This is a genomic window from Curtobacterium flaccumfaciens pv. betae, assembly GCF_026241855.1.
In the GTDB taxonomy this organism is placed as follows: Bacteria; Actinomycetota; Actinomycetes; order Actinomycetales; family Microbacteriaceae; genus Curtobacterium; species Curtobacterium flaccumfaciens.
Genome location: NZ_JAPJDC010000001.1, coordinates 913,828 through 939,823, shown reverse-complemented (window position 1 = coordinate 939,823; position 25,996 = coordinate 913,828). Strand labels below are relative to the sequence as shown.

The following is a 25,996-nucleotide window of genomic DNA, read 5'->3' as shown; positions in this document are numbered from 1 at the left end:
GTGCGCTGTACACGGTGCCCCGGTCCGCCGCGGGACGGACAGCTAGGTTGGGGTCCGTTCAGCGCGACACGTCGTCGCCCGCACGGGAGGGAACCACATGCGCCAGGCAGGACCGTGGCTGCGAGCCGCCGACGGAGCGATGCTGCTCGGACCGGACGGAGTCCCCGCACCGACGGTGTTCGCCGAGATGAGCGCCCTCGCCGCCAGCACCGGCGCGGTCAACCTGGGGCAGGGGTTCCCCGACGAGGACGGGCCGGCCGAGGTGCTCGAGGCCGCGGTGCAGGCGATCCGCGACGGCGCGAACCAGTACCCGCCGGGCCGGGGCACCCCCGACCTGCGGGCGGCGATCGCCGAGCACCAGGAGCGGTGGTACGGACTCGACGTCGACCCCGACCGCGAGGTCCTCGTCACCGCCGGTGCCACCGAGGGGCTGGCCGCGACGATCCTCGCGCTGGTCGAACCCGGCGACGAGGTGATCACCTTCGAGCCGTTCTACGACGCCTACGGGGCGCTCATCCGGCTGGCCGGCGGGGTGCACGTCACGGTCCCGCTCACCGCACCCGACTTCCTGCCGGACGAGCGCACGCTGCGTGCGGCCTTCACCGACCGCACCCGCGCCGTGCTCGTGAACACCCCGCACAACCCGACGGGCCGGGTCCTGCCCACCGACGTGCTGCAGACGATCGTCGACCTGGCCACCGAGCGCGATGCGGTGATCATCACGGACGAGGTCTACGAGCACCTGACCTTCGACGTCCCGCACACGCCCATCGCGACCCTGCCGGGTGCCGCGGAACGGACGGTGTCGGTGTCGAGCGCCGGCAAGACCTTCAACACCACCGGGTGGAAGGTCGGCTGGCTCACCGCTCCCCCGGCGCTCGTCGACGCGATCACGACGGTCAAGCAGTACCTGACGTTCGTGAACGGCGCACCCTTCCAACCGGCCGTCGCCGTGGGACTCCGCCTGCCCGACGCGGTGTTCACCGGCATCGCCGCCGACCTGCGCGCGAAGCACGAACTGCTCGCGAACGGACTGACGGCTGCGGGCTTCGACGTGATGCGCCCCGACGGCGGCTACTTCGTGCTCGCCGACGCCGCGCCGCTCGGGTACGACGACGCCCGCGCGTTCTGCCTCGAACTGCCGGCTCTGGCCGGGGTCGCCGGGGTCCCGGTGTCGGCGTTCGTCCGCCCGGACCGTGTCGCCGGCTACCGGTCCCTGGTGCGCTTCGCCTTCTGCAAGCGCCGGAGCGTCCTGGAGGACGCCGCCGCACGCCTGGCGACCCTCGGAACGCGCCCCCGCGCCTGAGCCGCGACCGCGTCGGGGACGCGACGGACGCGTCAGCGCTGCCCCGGGCCTCCAGGCGGGGTGCGCAGTGCGACGTCGTACCGCCGCAGCGACAACGACGGGTTCACCCGACGGACGGCGTCCGTGACGGTGGTGTCGATCGTGGCGGTGAGCGTGCCCGGCGAGGCACCCGCCGAGGCCACGGCGACGCCGGACGGGTCGAGGACGACCGAGCCACCGATCCCGATGGGCGGCGTCTGGCCGACCCCGACGACCCAGACGGTGTTCTCGATCGCGCGGGCCGTGAGGAGCGTGCGCCAGTGGTGCTCCTTGCCGGGCCCGCGCACCCACTCCGCCGGGAGGACGACGACGTCGGCCGCGCCGGTCTCGGGAGCGGCGAGGCGCCGGGTGACCTCGGGGAAGCGCAGGTCGTAGCAGGTCTCGAGCCCGACGCGGACTCCGCCGAGCTCGAAGACCGGCAGCTGCTCCGGGTCGCCGGACTCGATTCGGTCCGACTCCCGCGAGCCGAAGGCGTCGTAGAGGTGGACCTTCCGGTACGTCGTGGCCACGTCGCCCGACGGGAGCACCGCAACCAGGGTGTTCCGGAAGCGCTCCGGCGTGTCCGCTGACTCGGCGACCCCGACGACCAGGGCGATGCCGGTCTCGCGAGCGACGTCGCGGAGGCCCGAGACGAACGGACCGTCCAGGGGCTGCGCCGCGGCGACGAACCGATCGTCGATGTCGGCGGTGAAGTACGAGGTGTACTCCGGCGTGACGAGGAGGTCCGCACCCCGGGCGGCCGCGTCGACGGCGGCGGTGCGCACGGTGTCGAGGTTGGCGACGGGGTCGTCCACGGGGGCGAACTGCGCCGCCGCGATCGTGAGGGTGGCCATGCGGTGAGCGTACCCGGGGGCCTGCGTTCGGTCGTCCTGCGGGCGGGACTGCGGGCGGTCGTCCTGCGGGCGGGACTGCGGGCGGTCGTCCTGCGGGCCGGACTGCGTTCGGGGCGGCGTTCGGGGACACGAAGAAAGCCCCGGTCCTGTTGGACCGGGGCCTTCATGTGACGCTTGGTTGCGGGGGCAGGATTTGAACCTACGACCTCTGGGTTATGAGCCCAGCGAGCTACCGAACTGCTCCACCCCGCGGCACGTTTAGAAGCCTACACGGGGCCGTGGCGGGACACAAATCGAGTGCCCCGCCACGGTGTGTCAGCTGCCGTTCTCGGCTGCCGTGGCGGCCTCGATCGCGTCCTGGAGGCGCTGGTCGGCTTCCGCCGCAGCGACCAGGTCGTTGTCGGCGTAGGCCTCCTGGCGGTCCTGCAGGGCTGCCTTGGCGTCGGCCAGGGCCTTCTGCAGGGCGTCGTTGTCGGCCGAGCCGGAACCCGTCGAGCCGGTCGAGCTGGAGCCCGTGTCGGAGCCGGAACCCGTGTCCGAGCCAGACCCGCTGTCGGAACCGGAACCGCTGTCGCTGCCGCTGTCGCCGCCGCTCGCGCCGGAGTCGCCAGCCGCCGCACCGGAGTCCCCGCCGAACAGCGAGTTCAGGGCCTCGTCGAGCGTGTCCTCGAACGCGATCTTGTCGCCGAAGGCCACGAGGACCTTCTGCAGCAGCGGGTACGAACCACTCGAGGTCGACTGGACGTAGACGGGCTGCACGTAGAGGAACCCGCCGCCGACCGGGAGCGTGAGCAGGTTGCCCTGCTTCACGGTCGAGTTGCCGCGCTTCAGGATGTTGAGCTCCTGCGACACGGTCGAGTCACCGTTGAAGAGGCTCTGCACCTGTCCGGGGCCCGGGATGTTGTCGGTCTTCGGCATCGTCAACAGCGTGAGTTTGCCGTAGCCCGACGCCTTCTCGCCCTTGCCGGCACCACCCGCGTCGGAGTTCACCGCCAGGTAGCCGGTCAGCACGTTGCGGTTGTTCGCCCCGGCCGACTGCTGCGGGATGTAGGTCGTGTACAGCGAGTACGCGGTCCCCTGACCCGGCACCTTCATCGTCAGGTAGTACGGGTCCTGCAGGTTCGCCCTGTTGGCCGTCGTCGTCGTCTGCGCGCCGAGCGCGTTCGTCGACGTCGCCGCGGTGTCGGCGTCACTGTCCGACGTCGCCGTGCTCGTCGGTTCCTGCGGGGTGTTCCACGCGTCGTCACCCGAGTAGAACGAGTTGGCGTTGGTCACGTGGTAGGTGCCGAGGATCGAGCGCTGCACCTTGAACAGGTCCGTCGGGTACCGCACGTGGTCGAGGAGTTCCGCGCTCATGCTCGACACCGGCTTCATCGACGTCGGGAAGATCTTCTGCCACGTCTTGAGGACCGGGTCCTTCGTGTCCCACGTGTACAGCGTCACCTTGCCCGTGTACGCGTCGACCGTGGCCTTCACCGAGTTCCGGATGTAGTTCACCTGGTCGGTGCGGTACGTCGAGGACTCGGCGCCGGCGATGCTGTCCGACAGGCTCTGGCTCTGCGAGTACGGGTACGCGTCGCTCGTGGTGTAGCCGTCCACCACCCACTGGATGCGGTGGTCGACGATCGCCGGGTACGCGTCGCTGTCGACGGTCAGGTACGGCGCGGCCTTCTGCACGCGGGTGATCGGGTCGCGGTCGTAGAGGATCTGCGAGTCCTTGTTCACCGCGTTCGAGAGCAGGATCTGCTCCGACTGGAACTTCGCGGCGTAGACGAGCCGGTTGAAGAAGTTGCCGAGGCTCGGACCGCCGTCGCCGGCGTACGTGGTGGTCGCGTTGCCACCGTTGTCGTCGTCGGAGCCGGACGGGTAGTCGAGCTCGACGTCCTTCGTGCCCTTCGGGGCACCCACGATCGAGTAGGGCGGCGAGGTCTCACCGAAGTACACGCGCTGCTGGAAGTCACCCAGGGCACCGTTCGACGGGATCCCGGACTCGAGGAACACCGGCTTGCCGTCGCTCGCGCGCTGGTTGCCGTAGGCCGCGGTGACGCCGTAGCCGTGTGTGTAGACGAACGCCCGGTTGTACTGCGTGTTCGCGGCCGAGCTGAGCCCGGCGAGGTCGATGTCGCGGACCGCGATCACGGTGTCCTCGGTCTCGCCCTTGACGTCGTAGCGGTCGACGTCCAGCTCCTTCGGGAACTGGTAGTACTGCCGGTACTGCTGCAGCTGGCTGAACGTGTCGGAGACGATCTTCGGGTCGATGAGACGGATGTTGGCCGTGGTCTGCGCGTCCTTCGCGAGCGCACCCGAGCTCGTCTCGGTCGTGGCGTCGTAGTTCTGCTCTTCGACGCCGGCGACACCGTAGGCGTCACGCGTGGCCTTGATGTTCCGCTCGATGTAGGCGGACTCGAACGTGCGCTCCGAGGGCTTCACCTGCAGACGCTGGACGACCCACGGGTAGATGCCCCCGACGACGATCGCGGCGACGAGCAGCAGTCCTGTCCCGACGATCGAGATGCGCCAGCGGCCGATGACCGCCGTGACGATGAAGAGCAACGCGACGATCGCCGCGATGCCGGCCATGATCTCGCGGCCCGGGATCACCGCGTTGACGTCGGTGTACTGGGCACCGGTGATGAGCGAGTTTGACTTCGTCAGGGCCGCGTACTGGTCGAGCCAGAGGCTGACGGCCTGCAGCGCGATGTAGAGCGCCGCCGTGACCGCGAGCTGGATGCGCGCGGCGCGGGAGATCCGGACCTCACGACCACCGAAGCGGAGCGCGCCGTAGAGGTAGCTCGCCGCGAGTGCGGCGAGACCGGCGATGAGGACGACGGCCGACGAGTAGGCCACGATCGAGCGCCAGAACGGCAGCTCGAACACGTAGAACCCGATGTCCAGTCCGAACTGCGGGTCGGTCTTGCCGAACGGCGTGCGGTTGAAGTACTCGAGGACCATGCTCCAGCGCCCCGCCGTCGAGAGCCCGGCGAAGATGCCGAGGACCACGGGGATGCCGATCATCACGGCGCGCCGCAGGGGCTCGATGACCTGCTGGTAGCGGTCGAGCTGCGAGTTGAGCTTCGCGTAGACGGGCCGGAACCGGAACGCGAGCGCGATGCTCACGAAGACCGGGACCGCCATGCCGAGGAAGCCCGCCAGGAACATCAGCGTCCCGGCGATCCACCGGGTCGTGAGGACCTGCTGGAACCCGAGCTGCGCGAACCACGCGTAGTCGGTGTACAGGCTGGCGAAGATGAAGAAGGCGATCACCAGTGCGGCCAGCACGATGATCGTGACCACGATGGGGACCCGCGGCGAACGCCGCCCCGAGGTGGACGAGGTTGTCGTCACTTGATGTGCTCCAGACGTGTCGGACCGGCGGGCCCGGCTCGCGGCGGGCCGTCAGTGACACTGATCCTATGGGACCCGACCGGACGTGAACCTGTACGGGGACTCAGGACCGGGTCAGGAACCGCAGCGGGCGAGCTTCGCGGTGCTCCCGCCGTCGGCGATCGTCTGCAGGTCGGTGACGGCCTGGTCGAGCGTGGAGACGCTGTAGACGTCGAGTCCGTCCGGCACGTGCCCGACGACCTCGTCGCAGTTGTCCGCGGGGGCGAGGAACACCGTGGCACCCGCGTCCGCCGCCCCGTAGAGCTTCTGGCGGATCCCACCGATGGGCCCGACCTCGCCGTCTGCCGTGATCGTGCCGGTGCCCGCGACGTGCTTGCCGCCGTTGAGCTTGCCCGGCGTGATCTCGTCGATGATCCCGAGCGCGAACATCATGCCGGCGGACGGACCGCCGACGTCCTGCAGCCGGATCGACACCTTGAAGGGGAACTCGTAGCGCTCGGTGACACCGACCCCGAGCAGCGCCGTGCCCTGCTCGCTGCGCGGCGTCACCCTGACGTCCTCGGTCGCGCCGTCCCGTTCGACGGTGACGGTCGCGGGGCGCGAGGTGCCGTGCTTCGCAACGAGCTCGCGGAGGCTCGAGGCGTCGGCGTTGGTCGTGAGCGACCTGCCGTCGAACGCCGTGATGACGTCGCCCTTCTCGATCGCGCCGTCGGCCGCCGAGCCCTCCTGCACGGCGCTGACCTCGAGTTCCGTCGGCAGGTCGTTCCCCTGTTGGATGAGCGCGGCGGCGACGGCCGACTGCTGCGATGCCTGCATGTCGGCGGAGTCCCGCTCGTTCACCTGCTCGGTCGTGGTGCCGCTCGGGTAGATCGCCTCGACCGGGATGACCGCCTGTGATCTGGTGAAGATCGCGCGGATGACGCTGGTCCAGGACGGGCGGTTCGTGGCGTCGCCCTGGATCCCGACGGTGAGCATGTCGAGGGCACCGGCCGTCGGGTACGTCTCGTGGCCGGACACCTGGATGAGCTTGACGTCCTTCGCGTCCTTGCCCGTCCCCTGCTTCTGCGTGCCGATGGTGTTGTAGACCGGCCCGGGGACCTCGATGAGGTACGGGCTGGGCAGCAGGCTCGCCAACAGGCCCAGGACGACCGCGCCGATCAGGAACGCCCACCCGACGGTCCGGGCACGCGAGCGACGACGGGGCGCGGGGGCGAAGAGGGTCACGCGGGGTCCTTCCGAGGTGGGCACCCGCGCCTGGCGGCAGGGTGGTCGCCCACGTCTCGCGACGGGGCTGTTCGCCCTGGGCGCAGCGCTTCGGGCGTTCCCACGGGGGCATCCCAGGTGCGGCCCCGTGAGCAGCGATTAGCGTAGTCGGCATGCCTGATGAACCACAGCCGGGGCCGGACGACGACTTCCAGGAGATGCTGCGCAAGCTGCTCTCGGGCGAGGGGCAGATCGACCCGTCGCAGCTCGCCGGTGCCGCCGGTCTGCCGAACGACCCGGCCTCCGTGGCGAACCTGATGAGCCAGCTCCAGCGCGCCGCCCAGTCCGGCGGAGACGGCATCGATTTCTCCGCCACCGCCGAACGCGCCACCGCGATCGCTCGGGACGGCGGCCACCCCGTCGACCCGGCCACCTCGCAGGCGGCCGACCAGGCGTTCCAGGTCGCCGCGCTGTGGCTCGACGAGGTCACGACGGTCGCCGAACTGACCGCGACCCCGAGTCTCTACACGCGTGAACAGTGGGCCAAGGCGACCGTCCCGGTGTGGACGCAGATCGCCGAGCCCGTGGCCTTCAGCATCGCCGATGCCCTGACCGAGGCGATCGACCAGCGTGCTCCCGAGCAGCTCAAGGCGATGCTCGGTGACGTCTCGAAGGCGATGCGCGGCATCGGCGGGGCGTTGTTCGCGATCCAGCTCGGTCAGGTCGTCGGGCAGCTCTCGAAGGAGGTCGTGTCCGGCGGCGACGTCGGCGTGCCGCTCCTCGACGAGCAGGTCGCAGCGCTCCTGCCCCAGAACGTCGCCGAGTTCGCCGAGGGCCTCGACGTCTCCGAGGACGAGGTCCGCATCTACCTCGCGGTCCGCGAACTCGCGCACGCCCGGCTCTTCCGGTCGGCACGGTGGCTCCGGCTGCACATCATCTCGTCGATCACGGACTACGCACGGGGCATCCACATCCCCTTCGACCGCGTCGAGGAACTCGCGGCCGACATCGACCCGACCAACCAGGAGCAGCTGCGCGACGCACTCGCGTCGGGTGCCCTCATCCCGCCGCGCACCGCCGAGCAGGACGCCGCCCTCGCCCGGCTCGAGACGATGCTCGCGCTGGTCGAGGGCTGGGTGGACACGGTCACCGCTGCTGCCACCGTCCGTCTCCCCAAGGCCGGGGCGATCGCCGAGATGGTGCGCCGTCGCCGTGCCGCGGGTGGCCCCGCCGAGTCGGCGTTCGCCACACTCGTCGGCCTCGAGCTGCGGCCGCGCCGTCTGCGTGAGGCCGCGGCGATGTGGCAGCGGGTGACCGACGAGCTCGGTGCCGAGCAGCGCGACGCCCTCTGGTCGCACTTCGACCTCGTGCCGACCTCGGACGACGTCGACGCACCCGACGCCCTCGTCGCACGGCTGCGGAACCCGTCCCAGACCGACGAGGACGACGCGTTCGACAAGGCCCTCGAGGACCTGCTGAACGACTCGACCGGCGCGCGCCCGCACGAGGACGAGTCCGGCCGCGTGGCCGACGACCCCGAGGGTGGAGCGGGCGACGAGCCCGGGAACGACACGGGCGACCAGCCCCGCTGAGTTCTCCACAGATCCCTCTTGTGACCCCACGCGTGCCGCGCACTCCGGCACCGTGGGGTCATGGGCATCCGCATCGATCCGACGCTCGAGTTCGTCTGGCGTGACCCCGCCACGGTCCAGCTCGGGGTCGATCCCCCGCGCGCGGTCGTCGCGGTGCCCACCGCGGGGGAAGAACGGTTCCTCAACGGCCTCCGACGAGAGACCGGGCACGACGTGCTGTCCGGCCTCGCGGCCGCGTCGGGGTGCTCCCCGGAACGTGCTGCCGGGGTGCTCGGTGCCGCGTCGCCCGCGGTGGTCGAGGTCCTGCCCGAGCCGATCGAACGCATCGAGGTGCACGGCGCCGGTCTCCTCGCCGACACCGTGGCGACGTTCCTGTCCGGCGAGGGCGTGACGGTCAGCCGCACCGCCGCGCCCGCCGGGGGGCCGATCGTGCTGCCCGAGCCCGAACCACGCCTCGCCGTGGTGGTGGCCGACCACGTCGTCGACCCGGCGCTCCGCGCCGCGTGGACCCGCCGGGGTGTGCCGCACCTGGCGGTCGTCGTCGGGGACGGACGCATCCGTCTCGGTCCGTTCGTCGTGCCGGGAGCCGGGCCGTGCCTCCAGTGCGCTGAGTACGCGCGCGTCGACGACGACCCGGCCTGGCCGGCCATCGCCGCCCAGGTGTGGGGCCGGCACCCGGCACCGCTCTCACCGTGGCGGGCAGCGGCGGTGGCCGCCGCCACGACACGGATGCTGCTGGAACGGCTCCCGCTCCGGACGCAACGAGCCGAGCCCGACCAGCTCGTCTTCGAGCGCGACGACCTGACGGTCAGCCGTTCGCCGGTCCGACCCCATCCGCGGTGCGCGTGCCGAGCGCTGCCAGGAACCGACTCGGAGCCCGGGCTCCCCCACGCGTGGAGCCCTGTTGCGACCACGTGATCGTGACGGATCGGCGGGCTCGGGTCAGCCCGACGTAGAACAGGCGTCGCTCCTCGTCCACCTCGGTGTCGGTCGACGCGTGCGAGATCGGCAGGAGACCCTCGGCGGCGCCGGCGATGACCACGTGCGGCCACTCCAGACCCTTCGACGAGTGCAGCGTCGCGAGCGTGACGGCGTCGACCTCGGGCTCGTGGTGCGTCGCCGCCCGGTCCACCAGGTCCTGGGTGAACTGCTGCATCGTCGTGCCGGCAGGGGCGTCCTCGGCCAGGCCCATGATCGCCTGCAGCGCTTCCCACTGCTCGCGCACTGCACCGGTGCCCTCCGGCGGCGTCTCCGTCCAGCCGCTGACCTGCAGCACCAGCCGGACCCGTCGGGTCAGCTCGTCGTCGGTCTGCCGGATCGCCTCACCGCGCATGTGGTGGACAGCGAGCTTGACCTCCGGGCGGTTGAAGAAGCGGGTGCCTCCCTGCACGCGGTACGGGATGCCGTTCCGGCCGAGCGCGGACTCGAGCGCTGCGGACTGCGCCCCGACGCGGAAGAGCACGGCGCATTCCCCGTAGGACGCTCCGGCCCCGACGAGCTCGGCGATGCGGCGGGCGATGGTCTGCGCCTCGTCGCCGTCGTGGACACAGGCCAGCACGACCGGTTCCGGGCCCGGTTCCTGGCTCTGGGCCACCAGGTCGAGTGCCCCGGGCTGGCCGCGCATCAGCGTGTTGGCCGCGGACACGACCTCGCGGGTGGAGCGGTAGTTCCGCTCGAGGCGCAGGACCGACCCGCGGGGGAACTCCGACCCGAACCCGAGCAGGTAGTCGCTCGAGGCTCCGGCGAACGAGTAGATGGTCTGACTTGCGTCGCCGACGACGCACAGGTCGTCACGCCCGCCCAGCCAGGCCCGCAGCAGGTCGTGCTGCACCGGCGAGACGTCCTGGTACTCGTCGACCACGAAGAACCGGTACTGCTGCCGCACGTACGACGCCACGCGGGGCTCGGACTCGACCATGCCGAGGGTCGCCAGCAGGACGTCCTCGAAGTCGAGCTGCCGCCGGTCGTCCTTCAGCCGCTCGTACGCCTTCATCAGGTCGATGACCCGGCGCGGTGTGGTGTCCCGCGGCATCACCCGGTCCGCGGCGGCGGCCTCGTACTCGTCGAGCGAGAGCATCTGCACCTTGCGCCACTCGACCTCGGCGGCCAGGTCGCGGAGCACCGGGGTGTCGACGTGCATGCCGACGGTGTCCGCGGCGTGGGCGATCATCCGACCCTTGGACTCGACGATCTTGGGGGCGTGCCCGCCGACGGTGTCCGGCCAGAAGTAGCTGAGCTGCGCCATCGCGGCGGCGTGGAAGGTGCGCGCCTGGACCGTCCCGGCCCCGAGGGCCCGCAGGCGCGACCGCAGTTCGCCGGCGGCACGGGTCGTGAAGGTCAGCGCGAGGACGTGGTTCGGGGCGTAGGTCCCGGTGGCGACCCCGTAGGCAATCCGGTGCGTGATCGCCCGGGTCTTGCCCGTCCCGGCACCGGCCAGCACCGCGACGGGACCGAGCAGGGTGCGGGCGACCGTCCGCTGCTCGGCGTCGAGCGCGGCGAGCAGTTCGTCGGGCGACGGCGGCCGGGGCTCGACTGCCCCTGCGCCCGTTGCGCCGCGCGGACCGGTGACGCTCACGGCAGGTCCAGCGGCCCGCCGTACCACTCCTCGATGATGGCGCGGGCGATCGAGGTGCGTCCCGGCAGCAGCAGGGTGTCGCCGGCGCGCTCGCGGATCTCGTCGCGCGAGAACCACCGGACGTCCAGGATCTCCACGCCGTCGGGGCGTGCGGTCGTCGGGTCACCGCCGGCTGCACGGGCACGGAAGCCCACCATCAGCGACGCGGGGAACGGCCACGGCTGCGAGCCGAGGTACTCGGGCTCCTCGACGCGGACGCCGGACTCCTCCCAGACCTCGCGGCGGACGGCGTCCTCGAGCGACTCCCCCGGCTCGACGAACCCGGCCAGCAGCGAGTACCGGTCGGCGTCCCACGCGGCGTTGGAACCGAGCAGGATCCGGTCGTCGGCGTCGACGACCCCGACGATGATCGCCGCGTCCGTGCGCGGGAAGAGGTCGTGCCCCTCGGGGTCGCGGCGGACCCATCCGCCGCTCACGACGGCCGTGGGTGACCCGGTGCGCGGCGAGAAGCCGTGCACGGCGTGCCAGTTGGCCATCGCCACGGCTTCGACCGCCAGGCCCTGGTCGCGGGGCGAGAGCTCGGTGCCGAACATCCGGAGGCTCTGCCAGGCGGCGTCGTCGGGTTCGATGGCGGTGGCCGTCGCGCTGTCGATCAGGGCGGCGACGAAGCGGGTACCCGCCGGGGCGTCGGCTGCGTCCGACACCGCACGGCCCAGGTACAGGGTCACGGTGTCGACCGGGATCTCCGACGCGGCCACGAAGCGCAGGGTGCCGTCGGCGTTCCGGAGCATCTCAGCACCACGCACCGGTAGGTACCGGGTGTGCTCGTCCTCGCGCAGGACACGCTCGACGTCGTCGGTCGTGCGGAACTCGGCGTCGCGGTCGAGTTCGTTGCGGGAGAGCGGGAGCCGGGCGGCGAACTCGACGGTCACGGCGGGAGAGCTCCTCGGATCGGGTGCGGACGTGCAGGAGACGTGCGGTGGGCGTACGGGCCGCCGAACAGCGTGGCGTGCAGCCGTGCACGCGTCACGCGCCTACCCTGAGGGGCATGGCGGGATCCCAGTTCACTCTAGCCGCGTTGGCGACGACGGCCGTTCCAGGTCTCCTCGTCACGGGCACGCGCACGCTCGGCTCGGCCGCGGCCGGCGACTACGAGTCGGCGCTCCTCCGCGACGCCGACGGCACCGAGATCGTCATCCGCCGCCCCCGGAACCAGCGCGCCGAGGCCCGGCAGTCAGCCGACCTCGTCGCCATCCGTGCACTGAGCGCCGGCATCCGCACGCGACTGCCGTTCGGCGTCGCCGAGTACCGCGGCCAGGCACCGATCGGGTCGACGCGCGCCATCGTCACGACCCGACTTGCCGGGACCCACCCGACCCTCGCGTCGCTCGTCGAGCGCCCCAACCTCGCCACCAGTGTCGGCCGTGCCGTCGCCTCGATCCACCAGCTGCCGACGAGCTTCGTCTCCGACGCCGGGCTGCCCTCGCTCACGCCGTTCGAGGTGCTCCGGTCCGCAGTCTCGGTGATGGACCGCGCCGTGGCGACCAAGCTCGTCCCCGCCGCGCTCGTCGAACGCTGGGAGGGTGCCGCTCGGGACCAGCAGCTCTGGCAGTTCACACCGACCGTCGTGCACGGCTCGCTCGGCACCGGCGCCCTGCTCGCCGACGGCGATGCGGTGACGGGGGTCCTCGACTGGGGCGAGCTGCGGCTCGGCGACCCGGCGAAGGACCTCGCATGGGTGCTCGCCGGCCGCCGCGACGCCTTCGACACCGTCCTCAGCGCCTACGAGGCGAACGGCGGCGGACGCGACCGCCAGCTCGCTCAGCGTGCGCGCGTGCACCACGAGCTCGAGACGGCGCACTGGCTGCTGCACGGCGTGCAGGCGAAGAGCACCGAGGTCGTCGACGATGCCGTCTCGATGATGCACCGCCTGGTCGACGCGGTGCACGCCCCGAGTGCGGAACCGCTGCAGTCCGTGTCACCCGAGACGATGGAGATCGGCGAGGTGGAGCAGCTGTTGTCCTCCACCGAACGCCGCCACGGCTGACGCCGCCTCGTTCCGCACCGTTTCGTTCCACACTTCTCGTCCACACCGTCTCGTTCCACACGGCCCACGGTGGTCACGACTCCCCGCTCAGTTCCGCCGAGCGGTCACGACCTGTCGATCGCAGCGCGGCCACCCGACGGTCCGTGACCACTCGCTGTGCGTCCTGCGGGGTGTCGTGACCGGTCCCGGCCGCCGCCCGGGCACCTGGCGCGACCGCCTGGAGGCCCGGCGGACCGGCACCGGGCCTCCAGGGCGGAGCTCCACACGGGCGGAGCCCGACACGGGCTCAGCGCGACAGGGCGCAGCGCGCGACGAGCGCGACGCGCCTTCCGCGGGACGTCAGCTGCCGATGGCCTCGGACCACGCACGCTCGAGTCCGGCGCGGTCGAGCAGCTCGGTCGGACGGACCTCGAGGTCGTCGGCGACGAAGTAGAACACCGCGTCGACCTGGTCGAGCGGCCGCCCGGTGAACTCGGCGTAGGCGACGCGGTACAGCGCGAGCTGCAGCGTGCGTCGGGCCAGGTCGTCCGCACCGGACGGTGCCTTGCCCGTCTTCCAGTCCACCACCTCGGCACGCCCGTCGATCTCGTACACGGCGTCGAGCTTGCAGACGACGCTGTGCCCGAGGAACGGGATGTGGATCTCGCGCTCGACCTCGATCGGCGTCAGCCCGGCCCAGCGGGAGCGGGCGAACGTCGCTTGGAAGTCCGCCAGTCGACGGGCGTCGTCGTCGGTGACCACGGCGTCCGGCGACGCATCGGCGAGGTCATCGGCATCGAGGTCGAGCTCCCCGTCCCACACGTCGAGGGTCTCGAGCGCGCCACCGCTGCGCGCCCGCTGTTCCACCCACTGGTGGAAGAGCGTGCCGAGCCGGGTCGCGCGGTACGGTCGCTCCGGCATCGGCCGGCGGAGCCGCTCGGCGACGGAGTCAGGTTCGGTCAGGTAGTCCTTGAAGCCCGACGCCGGCACCCGGTGCGGGACGGCGACCGCGTGCTTCGCGTTCCGGGTGGCGTGCCGCTCGGCGAGCAGCAGGTCGATGTCGGCGGCGAAGCGCCCCGCCGCTCCGGGGTTCGCGTTCCGCACCCGCTCCGCGGCGGCCAGGACCCGCGGCGCACGCTGCCCGAACGGCACGTGCGGCCAGGTCTGGGTCGCGCCGCTCTCCCCCATCGGGTTCTCGTCGTGCACCGTCGTCTCCGGGATCGCCGCACCGTCGATGACGCCTGCGTCCACCAGGTCGCGCAGGTAACGGCTCGGCTCGGTGGGTCGGACCCCGCCGGCCCAGAACGAGCCGGACACCAGCAGGTCGTGCTTGGCACGGGTCAGGGCGACGTAGGTGAGCCGGCGTTCCTCGTCCTCGTTGCGGGCCTTCACCTGTTCCTTGAAGGCGTCGATCGCAGTGGTGACGTCCTTCTGGGTCTCCTGCCCGCGCCATGCGAGTCGTGGCAGCTCGGCGGCGTCCCCGCGGAACTCGTACGGCAGCCGGCCGAACCCCAGCCAGCCGGACGAGCCCTCCTGCGGGCGTGCCGGCAGGCCGCCCTCGACCATCCGGGGCACCGCGACGGCGTCCCACTCCAGTCCCTTGGACCCGTGGATCGTCAGGATCTGCACGGTGCCGGCCTCGGGCTCCTCGGAACGCGGACCCATGTCGTCACGCCGGGCTGCGGCGTCGATCCACCCGAGGAACGAACCGAGGTCGGCGCGGTCGTCGGTCGAGACGAAGCCGGCGAGTTCGTCGATGAAGGCGTCGAGGTAGGCGCCGCTCCCCTGTTCGTGCGCGGCGACCTCGATGTCGAGCCGCATCTCCTGCACGACGAGCGTCACGAAGTCGACCAGGTCGCTCCCCGCGCGTGACCGGAGCATCGCGAGCTGGCCGCCGAGCGCACGCATCCGGCTGCGACCCGCGGCGGTGATGCCCTCGAGCGCGCCGTGCTCGTCGGGCGCGGTCGCCACGAAGTCGAGCGCATCGACGATCGACCCGTGCTCCCCGGCGGCAACGGAGGCCCGGAACGCCGCGGTCAGGTCGTCGTCGAGCCGCTGCTGGGTGTGGTCGCGCTGGAACAGCCACCGGGCGAGCTGGTGCAGGGCGACGATGTCCGCCGCACCGACCCGCCACCGTGCACCCGCGAGCAGCCGGATCAGGTCGTTGCCGGCCGCCGGGTCGTGCAGCACCCGCAGGCACGCCACCAGGTCGACGATCTCCGGGCGCTGGAGCAGTCCGCCGGTGCCGAGCACGTGGTACGGCACCCCGCGGGCACCGAGCGCCGCCGTGAACGCCGCGAGGTCCTTCCGCGCGCGCAGCAGCAGCGCCATCGAGCCCGTCGGGTCCTGACGGCGGTGGTCCTGGAACCACGCCGCGACCTCGTCGGCCTCTTCCGGCAGGGTCTCGGGGAACACCACCCGTACGGTGCCGGTGTCCGCGCCCGGCCGGGGCGAGAGCCGTTCGACGTCGACCTCGGACGCCTCGGACAGCGGTGCCACGATCGCGTTCGCCCCCGCGAGCACGTCCACCGGGTTCCGCCAGCTGGTCGACAGCGCGAAGGTCACGGGTTCGGCCACCCCGGGTTCGTCGCCGCCGAAGTCGTGCGGGAACCGGGCGAGGTTCGCGGCACTCGCACCGCGGAACCCGTAGATCGACTGGTGCGGGTCGCCGACCGCCATCACCGAGTGCCCGCGGAACAGCCGGGCGAGGAACCGGGTCTGCACCACCGAGGTGTCCTGGTACTCGTCGAGGAGCACCACCCCGTACCGGCTCCGCAGGTCCGTGACGACGCGAGGGGCCGACTCGGCCGCGGCGAGCGCGAGGGCGATCTGGTCGGAGAACTCCACGAACCCGCGGTCGACCTTCTGCCGCCGGAACTCGGCGACCAGGTCGGCCAGGGGTTCGAGGGCGCCGATCGCGGTGACCGCGTCGGTGATCGCCTTGTACGGCTTGCCGCGGTTGCCGGGGAGTTCGAGCAGCTCCGAGAACTCGATCGCGAACCGGCGGAGGTCCTCCGGCTCGACGAGGTGTTCGGAGGTAGCACCGGCGAGCGCCACCACGGCTGCGGTCAGGGTGTCGACGTCGCGGTCGAGTCCCGCGAGCCGGTCGTCGCGGGCGGCCACCACGACCCGACGGGCGAGCTGCCAGGCCGAGGGTTCGGTCAGCACCTGGGACTCGCCGTCACGCCCGACGAGCAGGGCGTTCTCGCGGAAGACCGCGTTGGCGAAGGCGTTGTACGTCGAGACGGTGGGCGCTTCGAAGGCGTCCCCGGGGGTGATCAGCCCGACGTCCTCGAGCGCGCGGATGCGGTCGTTGATGCGGACGGAGAGTTCGCCGGCGGCCTTGCGGGTGAAGGTCAGCCCGAGGACCTCGTCGGGTCGGACGAGCCCGTTGGCCAGCAGCCAGACGACGCGCGAGGCCATCGTCTCGGTCTTCCCGCTGCCGGCACCGGCGACGACCAGCGCCGGCACGAGCGGCGACTCGATGACGGCACGCTGCTGGGCGGTGGGACGGGGGCGACCGAGGGCGTCGGCGATGGCGTCGGCGCCGTGCCGGATGACGGGCGGAGCAGCGGCAGCCGTGTCGGCCGCAGTAGCTGTGCCGGTCGTGTCGGTCGTGTCCGCGGTGTCGCTCACCAGGTCACCTCCGCCACCACGTGGATCCGGCACTCGACCCCGGTCCGGGCCTTCTCGCAGTGGTCGTCCACGTTCGCCACGAACGTCCGGCCGGCCATGCCCCGTGCCACCCCGTGCAGCCGCTCGCGGTAGGCCTCCCGCGCCTCGGCGTCGAACGCGTGCTGCGTCCGCTCGGAGTACGCCTGTCCGCCGCGAGGGTTCTGGACGAACACCAGCCGGGCGTCCGTCATCGGAGACCCCGCCGGCACGCCCTCGACCGCGCCGTCCTCGACCGCGAGTTGGTAGGCGCCGAGCTGCGGGTGTTCCGGCATGTCGTTCTTCTCGCTGGGCATCGAACGGCCCGTCTTCAGGTCGACGACGCTGACACGGCCCTCGGGGTCGACCTCGATGCGGTCGATGCTCCCCCGGATGCGGGCGGGGCCGGTCACGAGCGCGAACGAGGTCTCGGCGCCGAGCAGTCGACGGCCGGCACTGGCGAAGGTGCGGAGGTAGTCGCTCAGCCCCTCGATCATCCGCCGGGTCCGGGCGCGTTCGCGGTCGGCGACCCAGGGCGACTCGAAGGTGAGCTCGTCCCACCGCGCCTCGACCCGCTCCCACAGCGACTCGACGTCGATCTCGGTGGCGTGCTCCATCGCTTCGTGCACGATCGTGCCGATGCCCATCGCCGGGCTCGGGGCACCGCCGCCGAAGGTCTGCGCGAACCAGTGCACCGGGCACTCCTCGAAGGTGCCGATGCGCGACGGCGACACCGACACGGCCGGAGCGACCGGCTCGCCGCCCTCGACCTCGGGCGCGGGCTCGGCGTCGAGGTCGACCAGGGGGTCGTCCGTGGTCGGTTCGGCGAGCCCGTACCACTCGTCCGGAGCCGCACCGGGTACCTCGGCCTCGGCCAGGCGGGCCAGCGCGGACGCGGCCTCGTGATCGCCCGAGCCCACCACTCGGCGGCGCAACGACCCGGCGAGCCCACGCAGGGACAGCGGGTGGACGGTCGGCTGACGGTCCGGCGGCACCGGGACGAGTCGGACGAAGGGTGACGGCGACTCGTCGTCGTTCGCGACCGTGCCGATGACGACCTGGGTGGTGGCGCGCGAGACGGCCCGGGCGAACAGCCGGAGTTCGTCGGCGACCACGGCGGCACGGTCGTCGATGGGCGAACGCTCGACCCCGGCAGCAGCGCGGACCAGTCCGTCCGGGTCGAGCAGACTGCCGCGCACCCGGGTGTTGGGCCAGACGCCGTCCTGCAGACCGAGCACCACGACCACGTCGCACTCGAGTCCGATCGTCGCCGACGGCGTCAGCACCCGCACCCGGCCGGCGGTCCGGTCGGGGCCGATCGAGTCCTCTGGCAGGTCGGCGCCGAGCAGGTCGTCGACGAAGACCCGCGCAGGGGCGTCCGGCGTGCGCTCGACGAAGCGCTTGGCGGCGGTGAACAGGCCGACGACGGCGTCCAGGTGCCGGTCGGCTTCCCCGGCGCCGACCCCACCGGCGGCGGACTGGGCACCCCACGACTTCGCGAGACCGCTGCGTTCCCAGAGGCCCCAGAGGATCTCCTCGATGCTCGATCCCGCCTGGGCGTCGGCACGCGCCTGCACCAGGCTCCGGGCCAGCCGGGTCGCTCGTCGCGCGAACCCGGCGTCCACCGTCGCCAGACGCTCCGGTGCGCCCAGGGCATCGACCAGCAGTTCGTCGGCGGTGCGGCTACCGTCGCCCGCGAGCTCCTCGCGCCGCAGGGCGAGCCGGAGCCGACGCATCGCCAGGGTGTCCAGGCCACCGAGGGGCCCCGTGGCGAACGCGGTGGCCAGGGCGGCGTCGAGCGGCAGGACGTCGAGCGCCACCGCAGCCGCGTCCAGCAGCGCCCGCGCCGCGGAGTCGTCGCGCGGACGGACGGGCGCGGCACCGGCGGTCGCCGGGACCTCGGCCACGGAGAGTGCCCGGACGAGTTCGGGGATGGCAGCACCGCTGCGGGTGACCACGGCCATCCGGTGCCACGGCACACCGTCGAGCAGGCGGTGTTCGCGCAGTCGACGGGCGATCGCCACGACGAGCGCGGACCGGCTGGCGGCCTCGAGGTGCACGACGGCGTCGGACCGAGCATCCTGGTCGCCCGCCGACGCGCTGCGCTGCCGACCGGCCGCCGCGGTGCCGATGCGACCCGTGACCCCGGTGACCAGGGCGCGGATCGGGGCGGGGTGCCGGTGCACCGCGCCGAGGAACAGTTCGTCGACCCGGTCGACCCCGAGTCGCACGGCCAGTCGACCGAGCACGTCCGGTTCGGCGCCGCGGAACGCCGAGGCGGCGATGTCCGGGTCGCCGAAGGCCACCACCTGCACGCCGGAGCGCGCGAGCGCCCCGAGCAGGGCGATCTCGCCCTCCACCAGTTCCTGTGTGTCGTCGACCACGACCAGGCGCAGGGCGGCGATGCCGGCGGGGAGCTCGTGCCGCAGCACCGCGGCGGTGGCGTACGCCACGAGTTCACCGGAGTCGAGCCCGGTCGGCCGGAACGCGGTGACCGATGCCCGGTAGTCGTCCACGAAGTCGCCGACGGCCCGCCACTCGGGCCGTCCGAGCTCGTCGCCGAGTTCCCGCATGTCGTCGGGCTCGACGCCGGCGGCCACCGCACGCATCATGACGTCGCGCAGGGCGGTGCGGAACCCGGCTCGCTCCCGGACCACGGAGGTGATCGGGTCGGGCCAGGCCGGTCCGGCTCCGTCGAGTTCGTGCCCGGCGAGCAGGTCGGCGATGATCCGGTCCTGCTCCCCACCGGTCAGCAGCGTCGGGGGTTCCTGCCCCTGCACCGACGCCGCGTGGGTGACGATCTGGAACGCCAGTGAGTTCACGGTGCGTGCGAGGGCACCCGGCACGACCCGGTCGACCACCCGCGCGAGCCGGTCACGCAGCGCCGTTGCAGCCGTCCGCGCCGAGGTCAGGGCGAGGACCGTCGCGTGGCCGTCGGGCGTGATCGCGCCAGGTCGGGCCAGCCGGTCGGCGACGAGCCGTGCGAGCGTGGTCGTCTTGCCGCTGCCCGGCGCACCGATCACCGCGGCGTGACGGCCGTCCGGCAGCGCGAGCACCGCGGCCTGCGAGGGGTCGTCGACCAGTGCGCGCGCGAACCCGGTGTCCTCGGGAGCGGGCATCAGCGTGGTCTGCGGCACGCTCGTACGGTACCCAGGACCGCCGACAGCACCGCTGCGGACGCGCGGGGCACCGGTCGTCGCGCCGTCGAGTGCGCCCGCGGCGAACGCCCGATACCGCACGGGACCGCTCGGATACGCTGTGCTCGTGGACATCAAGATCGGCATCATCAACAGCCCCCGCGAGATCGCCTTCGAGACCGCCCAGACCGCGGACCAGGTCGAGAAGGCCGTGTCCGAGGCGCTCACCGCGCAGTCGACGCACCTGTCGCTGCAGGACGACAAGGGCCGTCGCTTCATCGTCCCCGTCTCGGCTCTGGCGTACGTCGAGGTCGGCGCGGAAGAGGCACGGCGCATCGGCTTCGTCGCCTGACGACGTGGAACTGCTCTTCGCCGTCCTCGGCGGCGTCATCATCGGCGCGGTCGCGCACGTGATCCTGCCGTGGCGGTCGAACCGCGGCGTGCTCGTCGGCCCCGCGGTCGGCGGCATCGCCGCAGCCGTCCTCTGGGAGGCGCTGACCTGGGCCGGGTGGCGGTACGACGGCACCTGGATCTGGGTCGTGGCCCTCGTGGGGTCCGGCGTGGTCGTCCTCGTCGTCGAGTGGCTCCTCGGCACGCAGCGCGACAAGCGCGACGCCGAGTACTACGAGCAGCTCAAGACGCGCGGCGCCTGACCCACGAGCAATCCTGACCCTCGAGCAATCCTGACGCTCGAGCAGCTCGACCGCTCAGGCCGTCAGACCGAGCGCGTCCATCCGTCGGGTGTGCGCGGCGATGAGTTCGGTCCAGACCGGCTCGAGCCGCTCCTGGTCCTCGCGGGCGTGCGACGCCAGCGCCGACCGGGCGACCAGCAGGGTGTCGCCCACCAGGCGCCGTCCCCACATCGCCAGGCGAGAACCGATCCGCGGGTCGTTCTCGATGTGGGCCGCCAGTTCTTCGACGACCGCTGCTTCCTCGCGCGCGTCGAACACCGAACGCAGCCGCTGCCGCACGTCCGTCGGCAGGGAGCGGAGCAGGTTGCCGAACAGGTCGTTCAGGATGCCGGCCGTCACGTAGCCGGTCAGCATCGACTCGTACCAGTCGGCACCGCTCGTCCGTTCGAGGAACAGGTCGATCGCCTCGCGGTGCGGGGCCATCAGCGCCGCCGGGTCTCCGCCGCTGCGTTCGATCTCGGCCACGATCGTGCGGTGCCGCTCGAGCGCCGTGGTCGCGAGGACCCCGGTGACCAGACGGCCGGAGAGCGTCGGTGCCGAAGCACCGGCTCGTCCCATCGTCTCGTAGACGGAGAGCTGCAGGTACGCGGCCTGCCCCAGGTAGACGTCGAGCTCCGGGGTGACGTCGTCGAGCGCGAGCCGCTTGACCTGCGCGGCTCCGCGCGGGTTCCGCGACGCGAGCCATGCTGCAGCGAGCTGCGCCGCGCGCTTCCGGTTCCACCACGAGACCACCCGACCAGCATAGAGGGCGAGTCCCGTGGCACCCGCCGGTCGCCCGCCCGGACGCCCCGACGCACCCCGGAGCGCCCCGGACCACGCGCCCGTCGGTAGACTGGCCGGGACTTCCACCAGAACTAAGGTGATTCTTTGACTTTCTCAGACCTCAACATCGACCAGGACATCGTCGATGCACTGGCCGGCAAGGGCATCATCGAGCCCTTCCCGATCCAGGAACAGACCATCCCGCTCGGCCTGACCGGCCAGGACATCATCGGCCAGGCCAAGACGGGTACCGGCAAGACGCTCGGCTTCGGCCTGCCGCTGATCCAGCGACTCGGTGCCGACCCGGCGCACGGCGTGAAGGCGCTCGTCGTCGTCCCGACCCGTGAACTCGCGGTCCAGGTCACCGAGGACCTCGAGCTCGCGGCCTCGAACCGTCCGACCACGGTCGTCTCGATCTACGGCGGCAAGGCCTACGAGGGCCAGGTCGAGCAGCTCAAGGCCGGTGCCCAGATCGTCGTCGGCACGCCCGGGCGGCTCATCGACTTGCAGCGGCAGCGTCTGCTCGACCTCTCCCACGTGCAAGAGGTCGTGCTCGACGAGGCCGACCGGATGCTCGACCTCGGGTTCCTGTCGGACATCGAGCGCATCTTCCAGGCCGTCCCCGAGGTGCGTCACACGATGCTGTTCTCGGCGACGATGCCCGCGCCGATCGTCGCCCTCGCCCGCCGGTTCATGAGCCGTCCGGTGCACATCCGGGCGACCGACCCTGACGAGGGCCTCATGCAGGCCAACATCAAGCACCTCATCTACCGTGCGCACTCCCTGGACAAGGACGAGGTCATCGCCCGCATCCTCCAGGCCGAGGGCCGCGGCAAGACCGTGATCTTCACCCGCACCAAGCGTGCCGCGGCGAAGCTCGTCGAGGAGCTGAAGGACCGCGGGTTCAACGCCGCAGCGGTGCACGGCGACCTCAACCAGGAGCAGCGCGAGCGCGCGATGGCGGCGTTCAAGGCCGGCAAGCGTGACGTGCTCATCGCCACCGACGTCGCTGCCCGCGGCATCGACGTGGACGACGTCACGCACGTGATCAACCACACGATCCCGGACGACCCGGACACGTACCTGCACCGTGCCGGACGCACGGGCCGCGCCGGCAAGACCGGCATCGCGGTCACGTTCGTCGACTGGGACGACCTGCACAAGTGGACGCTGATCGACAAGGCCCTCGAGTTCGGCATCCCCGAGCCCGTCGAGACCTACTCGTCGTCGCCCCACCTGTTCGAGGAACTCGACATCCCCAAGGGCACCAAGGGCCGCCTGCCCGGCTCGTCGTCGCACGCCGCCTCGGCCGGCGCTCCCGTCGAGAAGCGCAGCAGCGACCGCCCGGCCTCGGGTTCGCGTGACGCGTCGCGTTCGCGGTCGCGCAGCCGCACCCGGTCAGGAGGCTCGGAGCAGTCCGCCCCGCAGGCTCCGGCCACCGAGTCGGTCGCCCCCACCGCCGCGGCGGGCACCGAGGACGGCTCGGCTGTCGAAGGTGGTTCCACCACCGACGGCGCCGCGAAGCGTCGCCGTCGTCGCCGCCGTCGCGGAGCCGGCACCGGCGATGCCTCGGCGACCGCCTCGGCACCGCAGGGTACGTCGGACGGCGAGTAGCGCCTCCAGACCGAAGGGTCCGTCGCTGACGCGACGGGCCCTTCGTCGTCTCCACCCGCGGACCGGCGTCACGCGCGCAGCGACAGTTCACGCGGACGCCGACGCGTGGACTGTCGGCCAGGCCGAAGACTCAGTGGCCAGCCGTTCGGTCGGCCGTCAGGCCAGACGCGAACCGGGGCCGACGACCGGGGCGCTGCCGGTGGCCTCGGACACGATCGCGTCGAACGAGACGCGTGCGGTGCGGTGCTCCCCCAGCCGGTTCGGCTTGCCGGTGCCGTGGTAGTCGCTCGAGCCGGTGACGAACAGGCCGTAGCGCGTCGCCCAGTCGAGCAGGGTGCGCTTGCCGTGTGCCAGGTTCTCGCGGTGGTCGACCTCGAGCCCGCCGAGCCCGGCGTCGACCAGGTCGCGGAGCATCGGCTCGTCGATGACGATCCCGCGCGAGGACGCCGCGGGGTGCGCGATGACGGGCACGCCGCCCGCCTGCCGGATGAGTTCGACGCCGCGCAGGGGCGACGGTGCCTCGTGGGGTTCGTAGTAGCCGGACGCCGGGTGCAGGATGCCGCGGAACGCCGCGGACCGGTCGGACTCGAGCCCCCGGGCGACCAGGGCGTCGGCGATGTGCGGACGGCCGATCGTGGCCCCGGGGCTGGACTGGGCCAGGACGTCCGCCCAGGTGATGGGGTGGTCCTCGGCGATGCGGTCGACCATGCGGTGCGCGCGGGAGAGCCGGCCGTCGCGGATCCGGGTCGTCTCCTCGACCAGTCCGGGGTGCTCGGGGTCCACCAGGTAGCCGAGCACGTGCACGCTGCGGTAGCCGATCCGGGTGCTCAGCTCGAGGCCCGGCAGCAGGGTCAGGGGCAGCTCGTGCGCCGCGGCCGTGGCGTCCGCCCACCCCGCGGTCGTGTCGTGGTCGGTCAGCGCGACGGCGTCGAGTCCGGCGGCCGCGGCCGCTCGGACGAGCTCCGCGGGACGCTCGGTGCCGTCGGAGACACTGGAGTGCGCGTGCAGGTCGATGAACGGGTCGGGCACGTGGCCAATGCTATCCACAGGTGAGCGGCCGCACAGGCCGGGTGTCCCCGGGCGGTGCGATGATGGACGCATGGCCGACACGACTCCCCGCGCGACGAGCAACCGATCCACGACCCCCGGGTCCTCGACCTTCAAGGACTTCATCGGGTCGCAGTGGGCCGAGCGCTCGGAGGCGCAGCCCGAGCCCCGCGAGCAGGCCGCGTTCGCCGCCGAGCGTCGCGCGCGCATCTCCGAGCTGCACCCGGGCCGCACGATCGTGGTGCCGGCCGGGCAGGCCAAGGTCCGCTCGAACGACTGCGACTACCCGTTCCGCCCGCACTCCACCTTCGCCCACCTGACCGGTTGGGGCACGGACACCGTCGTCGGCTCCGTGCTCGTGATGACGCCGAACGGCTCCGGGCACGACGCCACGCTGTACTTCCGCGCCACCGCAGGCCGCGACTCGGAAGAGTTCTACGCCAACCCCGAGATCGGGGAGTTCTGGGTCGGTCCGCGCCCCTCGCTCGACGCCGTCGCCGCCGACCTCGGGCTGGCCACCGCCGACCTCGGGGCGTTCACGGCCGTCGCCGATGCACTCGACGCGTCGGCGCTGCTCGTGCGTGAAGCCGACGACGACCTGACCCGTTCCCTCGACGCCCGCATCGGCGCGGCGATCGGTGGCGCGGACGAGACCGAGGGGTCGCCGGCCACCGACGACCTGCTCTCCCGTGACCTGTCCGAGCTGCGACTCGTCAAGGACGCGTACGAGGTCCGTGAGCTCCGCAAGGCCGTCGACGCCACGAAGCACGGGTTCGACGACGTCATCGGCGACTTCGACGCCGTGCTCGCGCACCCGCGCGGTGAGCGCATCGTCGAGGGCACGTTCAACCGCCGGGCGCGCGCGGACGGCAACACCGTGGGCTACGACACCATCGCCGCCTCGGGCCACCACGCCTGCATCCTGCACTGGACCCGCAACGACGGCGCCGTGCAGCCGGGCGACCTCATCCTCATCGACGCCGGGGTCGAGGTCGACTCGTTCTACACCGCCGACATCACCCGCACGCTCCCGGTGAGCGGCACGTTCTCGCCCGTGCAGCGCATGGTCTACGAAGCCGTGCTCGAAGCCGCCGACGCCGCGTTCGCGATCGTCAAGCCGGGCATCACGTTCCGCCAGGTGCACGCCACCGCGATGGAGGTCATCGCGCGGAAGACCGCCGAGTGGGGCTTCCTGCCGGTCTCGGCCGCCGAGTCGCTCGAGCCGGACAACCAGTTCCACCGCCGCTACATGGTGCACGGCACGAGCCACCACCTCGGGCTCGACGTGCACGACTGCGCGAAGGCCCGCCGCGAGATGTACCTCGACGGCACCGTGCAGGCCGGCATGGTCTTCACGATCGAGCCCGGGCTGTACTTCCAGCAGGACGACCTGACCGTGCCGGAGGAGTTCCGTGGCATCGGTGTCCGCATCGAGGACGACATCCTGGTGACCGAGGACGGCGCCGAGAACCTGTCCGTCGGCATCCCCCGGACCCCCTCGGAAGTGGAGGGGTGGATCGCCCGCTCGGGCCGCTAGCCTGATCGGGTGACCATGCCCGAGGCCTCCCCGAACACCTTCGCGATCGAGGTCGAGCACTTCGACTCCCCCGACGCCCAGCGACTCCGCGCCGCACAGCGACTGGAGATCGACCGGGCGCACGGCGGCGACACCGAGCCGGGTGAGAAGCCGACCGCCGAGTCGATCGCGGTGTTCTTCGTCGCGCGGGACGAGTCCGGTACTCCCCTGGGCTGCGGGGGCCTGCGCATCGTCGACGACGGCATCGCGGAGATCAAGCGGATGTACGTCCGACCGGAGTCCCGCGGGTCCGGCGTCGCGGCTGCGTTGCTGCGACGGCTGGAAGAGGCCGCGCTCGACCTCGGGTCCCCGGCGCTCGTCCTCGAGACGGGCACAGCGCAGCAGCGTGCCGTCGGCTTCTACCAGCGCGAGGGGTTCCGGCGGATCGCGAACTTCGGGCCCTACGTCGGGGCGCCCCTGTCGGTCTGCTACTCGAAGGTCCTCTAGCCGGACCGAGCCTGCCCGGCGAGACCGGGCGGTGCCGTGCGGTGCCGTGCCGTGCCATGCCGTGCCATGCGGTGCCGTGCGCTGCCGTCCGGTGCGGAGCCGTGCGCTGCCGAGCGATGCCGCACGGCGCCGTGCCGTGCCGCCGCCCCCG

General features: G+C 72.1%; 18 protein-coding genes and 1 tRNA gene. 9 read left to right on the top strand and 10 right to left on the bottom strand.

Translation table 11 applies throughout. The features are described from left to right. The first annotated feature begins 97 nt into the window (after window positions 1-97). Window positions 98-1,306: an aminotransferase class I/II-fold pyridoxal phosphate-dependent enzyme gene (locus ORG17_RS04460; protein WP_214527129.1), complete on the top strand. Its 1,209-nt coding sequence runs from the start codon at window positions 98-100 to the stop codon at window positions 1,304-1,306. Window positions 1,307-1,338: 32 nt separating this feature from the next. On the opposite strand, the gene ORG17_RS04455 is transcribed toward ORG17_RS04460, so the two are convergent. The 4 genes from ORG17_RS04455 to ORG17_RS04440 form a co-directional block, all read right to left on the bottom strand. After that, on the bottom strand, window positions 1,339-2,178 hold the full coding sequence (locus ORG17_RS04455; protein ID WP_176708340.1) for a carbon-nitrogen hydrolase family protein: 840 nt from the start codon (window positions 2,176-2,178) through the stop codon (window positions 1,339-1,341). A 175-nt stretch (window positions 2,179-2,353) separates the two neighbouring features. Further along, window positions 2,354-2,430, bottom strand: a tRNA-Met gene (locus ORG17_RS04450). Window positions 2,431-2,493: 63 nt separating this feature from the next. After that, entirely contained in the window at window positions 2,494-5,472 is a 2,979-nt protein-coding gene (locus ORG17_RS04445; RefSeq protein WP_214527127.1) for a UPF0182 family membrane protein, read from the bottom strand. A 165-nt stretch (window positions 5,473-5,637) separates the two neighbouring features. Further along, a complete protein-coding gene (locus ORG17_RS04440; RefSeq protein WP_111057011.1) occupies window positions 5,638-6,747 on the bottom strand; it encodes a YlbL family protein in 1,110 nt (369 codons plus the stop codon). 152 nt (window positions 6,748-6,899) lie between these two features. On the opposite strand from ORG17_RS04440, the gene ORG17_RS04435 reads away from it, so the two are divergent. Together ORG17_RS04435 and ORG17_RS04430 are read left to right on the top strand one after the other, a co-directional pair. Beyond that, window positions 6,900-8,318: a zinc-dependent metalloprotease gene (locus tag ORG17_RS04435; protein ID WP_071246537.1), complete on the top strand. Its 1,419-nt coding sequence runs from the start codon at window positions 6,900-6,902 to the stop codon at window positions 8,316-8,318. Window positions 8,319-8,378: 60 nt separating this feature from the next. Further along, a complete protein-coding gene (locus ORG17_RS04430; RefSeq protein WP_214527124.1) occupies window positions 8,379-9,236 on the top strand; it encodes a TOMM precursor leader peptide-binding protein in 858 nt (285 codons plus the stop codon). Here ORG17_RS04430 and ORG17_RS04425 read toward each other — a convergent pair. Beyond that, window positions 9,127-10,893, bottom strand: coding sequence for an ATP-dependent helicase (locus ORG17_RS04425; RefSeq protein WP_181440123.1), 1,767 nt, complete (start codon window positions 10,891-10,893; stop codon window positions 9,127-9,129). The genes ORG17_RS04430 and ORG17_RS04425 overlap by 110 nt on opposite strands. Then, window positions 10,890-11,825: an NAD(+) diphosphatase gene (nudC, locus tag ORG17_RS04420; protein WP_071246528.1), complete on the bottom strand. Its 936-nt coding sequence runs from the start codon at window positions 11,823-11,825 to the stop codon at window positions 10,890-10,892. The genes ORG17_RS04425 and nudC overlap by 4 nt, the downstream gene beginning before the upstream one ends. A 116-nt stretch (window positions 11,826-11,941) precedes the next feature. Here nudC and ORG17_RS04415 point away from each other — a divergent pair, with 116 nt between their 5' ends. After that, window positions 11,942-12,940: a phosphotransferase gene (locus ORG17_RS04415; protein WP_214527123.1), complete on the top strand. Its 999-nt coding sequence runs from the start codon at window positions 11,942-11,944 to the stop codon at window positions 12,938-12,940. 339 nt (window positions 12,941-13,279) lie between these two features. Here ORG17_RS04415 and ORG17_RS04410 read toward each other — a convergent pair whose 3' ends face one another. Next, window positions 13,280-16,555, bottom strand: a complete 3,276-nt coding sequence (locus ORG17_RS04410; RefSeq protein WP_214527121.1) for an ATP-dependent DNA helicase — start codon at window positions 16,553-16,555, stop codon at window positions 13,280-13,282. Beyond that, window positions 16,552-19,707, bottom strand: a complete 3,156-nt coding sequence (locus ORG17_RS04405) for a UrvD/REP family ATP-dependent DNA helicase (RefSeq protein ID WP_214527119.1) — start codon at window positions 19,705-19,707, stop codon at window positions 16,552-16,554. The genes ORG17_RS04410 and ORG17_RS04405 overlap by 4 nt, the downstream gene beginning before the upstream one ends. Window positions 19,708-19,834: 127 nt before the next feature. Here ORG17_RS04405 and ORG17_RS04400 point away from each other — a divergent pair, with 127 nt between their 5' ends. Together ORG17_RS04400 and ORG17_RS04395 are read left to right on the top strand one after the other, a co-directional pair. Continuing rightward, window positions 19,835-20,059: a DUF3107 domain-containing protein gene (locus ORG17_RS04400; protein WP_027464581.1), complete on the top strand. Its 225-nt coding sequence runs from the start codon at window positions 19,835-19,837 to the stop codon at window positions 20,057-20,059. A 4-nt stretch (window positions 20,060-20,063) separates the two neighbouring features. Then, window positions 20,064-20,360 (top strand): hypothetical protein, encoded by a 297-nt coding sequence (locus tag ORG17_RS04395; protein WP_027464580.1) that lies wholly within the window; start codon window positions 20,064-20,066, stop codon window positions 20,358-20,360. Window positions 20,361-20,414: 54 nt separating this feature from the next. On the opposite strand, the gene ORG17_RS04390 is transcribed toward ORG17_RS04395, so the two are convergent. Then, a complete protein-coding gene (locus ORG17_RS04390; RefSeq protein WP_301565272.1) occupies window positions 20,415-21,131 on the bottom strand; it encodes a ferritin-like domain-containing protein in 717 nt (238 codons plus the stop codon). Window positions 21,132-21,266: 135 nt separating this feature from the next. Between ORG17_RS04390 and ORG17_RS04385 the strand changes: the two genes are divergently transcribed. After that, window positions 21,267-22,775, top strand: a complete 1,509-nt coding sequence (locus ORG17_RS04385) for a DEAD/DEAH box helicase (protein ID WP_071246524.1) — start codon at window positions 21,267-21,269, stop codon at window positions 22,773-22,775. A 156-nt stretch (window positions 22,776-22,931) separates the two neighbouring features. On the opposite strand, the gene ORG17_RS04380 is transcribed toward ORG17_RS04385, so the two are convergent. Then, window positions 22,932-23,804, bottom strand: coding sequence for a PHP domain-containing protein (locus ORG17_RS04380; RefSeq protein ID WP_027464577.1), 873 nt, complete (start codon window positions 23,802-23,804; stop codon window positions 22,932-22,934). Window positions 23,805-23,874: 70 nt separating this feature from the next. Between ORG17_RS04380 and ORG17_RS04375 the strand changes: the two genes are divergently transcribed. Together ORG17_RS04375 and ORG17_RS04370 are read left to right on the top strand one after the other, a co-directional pair. Then, on the top strand, window positions 23,875-25,359 hold the full coding sequence (locus ORG17_RS04375; protein ID WP_214527118.1) for an aminopeptidase P family protein: 1,485 nt from the start codon (window positions 23,875-23,877) through the stop codon (window positions 25,357-25,359). 15 nt (window positions 25,360-25,374) lie between these two features. Next, window positions 25,375-25,845 (top strand): GNAT family N-acetyltransferase, encoded by a 471-nt coding sequence (locus ORG17_RS04370; RefSeq protein WP_250892385.1) that lies wholly within the window; start codon window positions 25,375-25,377, stop codon window positions 25,843-25,845. Window positions 25,846-25,996: the final 151 nt, after the last annotated feature.

Excerpts from the sequence above, each read along its gene's own strand:
- ORG17_RS04460 (WP_214527129.1), top strand. The coding sequence starts at position 98 with ATGCGCCAGGCAGGACCGTGGCTGCGAGCCGCCGACGGAGCGATGCTG.
- ORG17_RS04375 (WP_214527118.1), top strand. The coding sequence starts at position 23,875 with ATGGCCGACACGACTCCCCGCGCGACGAGCAACCGATCCACGACCCCC.
- ORG17_RS04435 (WP_071246537.1), top strand. The coding sequence starts at position 6,900 with ATGCCTGATGAACCACAGCCGGGGCCGGACGACGACTTCCAGGAGATG.
- ORG17_RS04370 (WP_250892385.1), top strand. The coding sequence starts at position 25,375 with ATGCCCGAGGCCTCCCCGAACACCTTCGCGATCGAGGTCGAGCACTTC.
- ORG17_RS04415 (WP_214527123.1), top strand. The coding sequence starts at position 11,942 with ATGGCGGGATCCCAGTTCACTCTAGCCGCGTTGGCGACGACGGCCGTT.
- ORG17_RS04455 (WP_176708340.1), bottom strand. The coding sequence starts at position 2,178 with ATGGCCACCCTCACGATCGCGGCGGCGCAGTTCGCCCCCGTGGACGAC.
- ORG17_RS04430 (WP_214527124.1), top strand. The coding sequence starts at position 8,379 with ATGGGCATCCGCATCGATCCGACGCTCGAGTTCGTCTGGCGTGACCCC.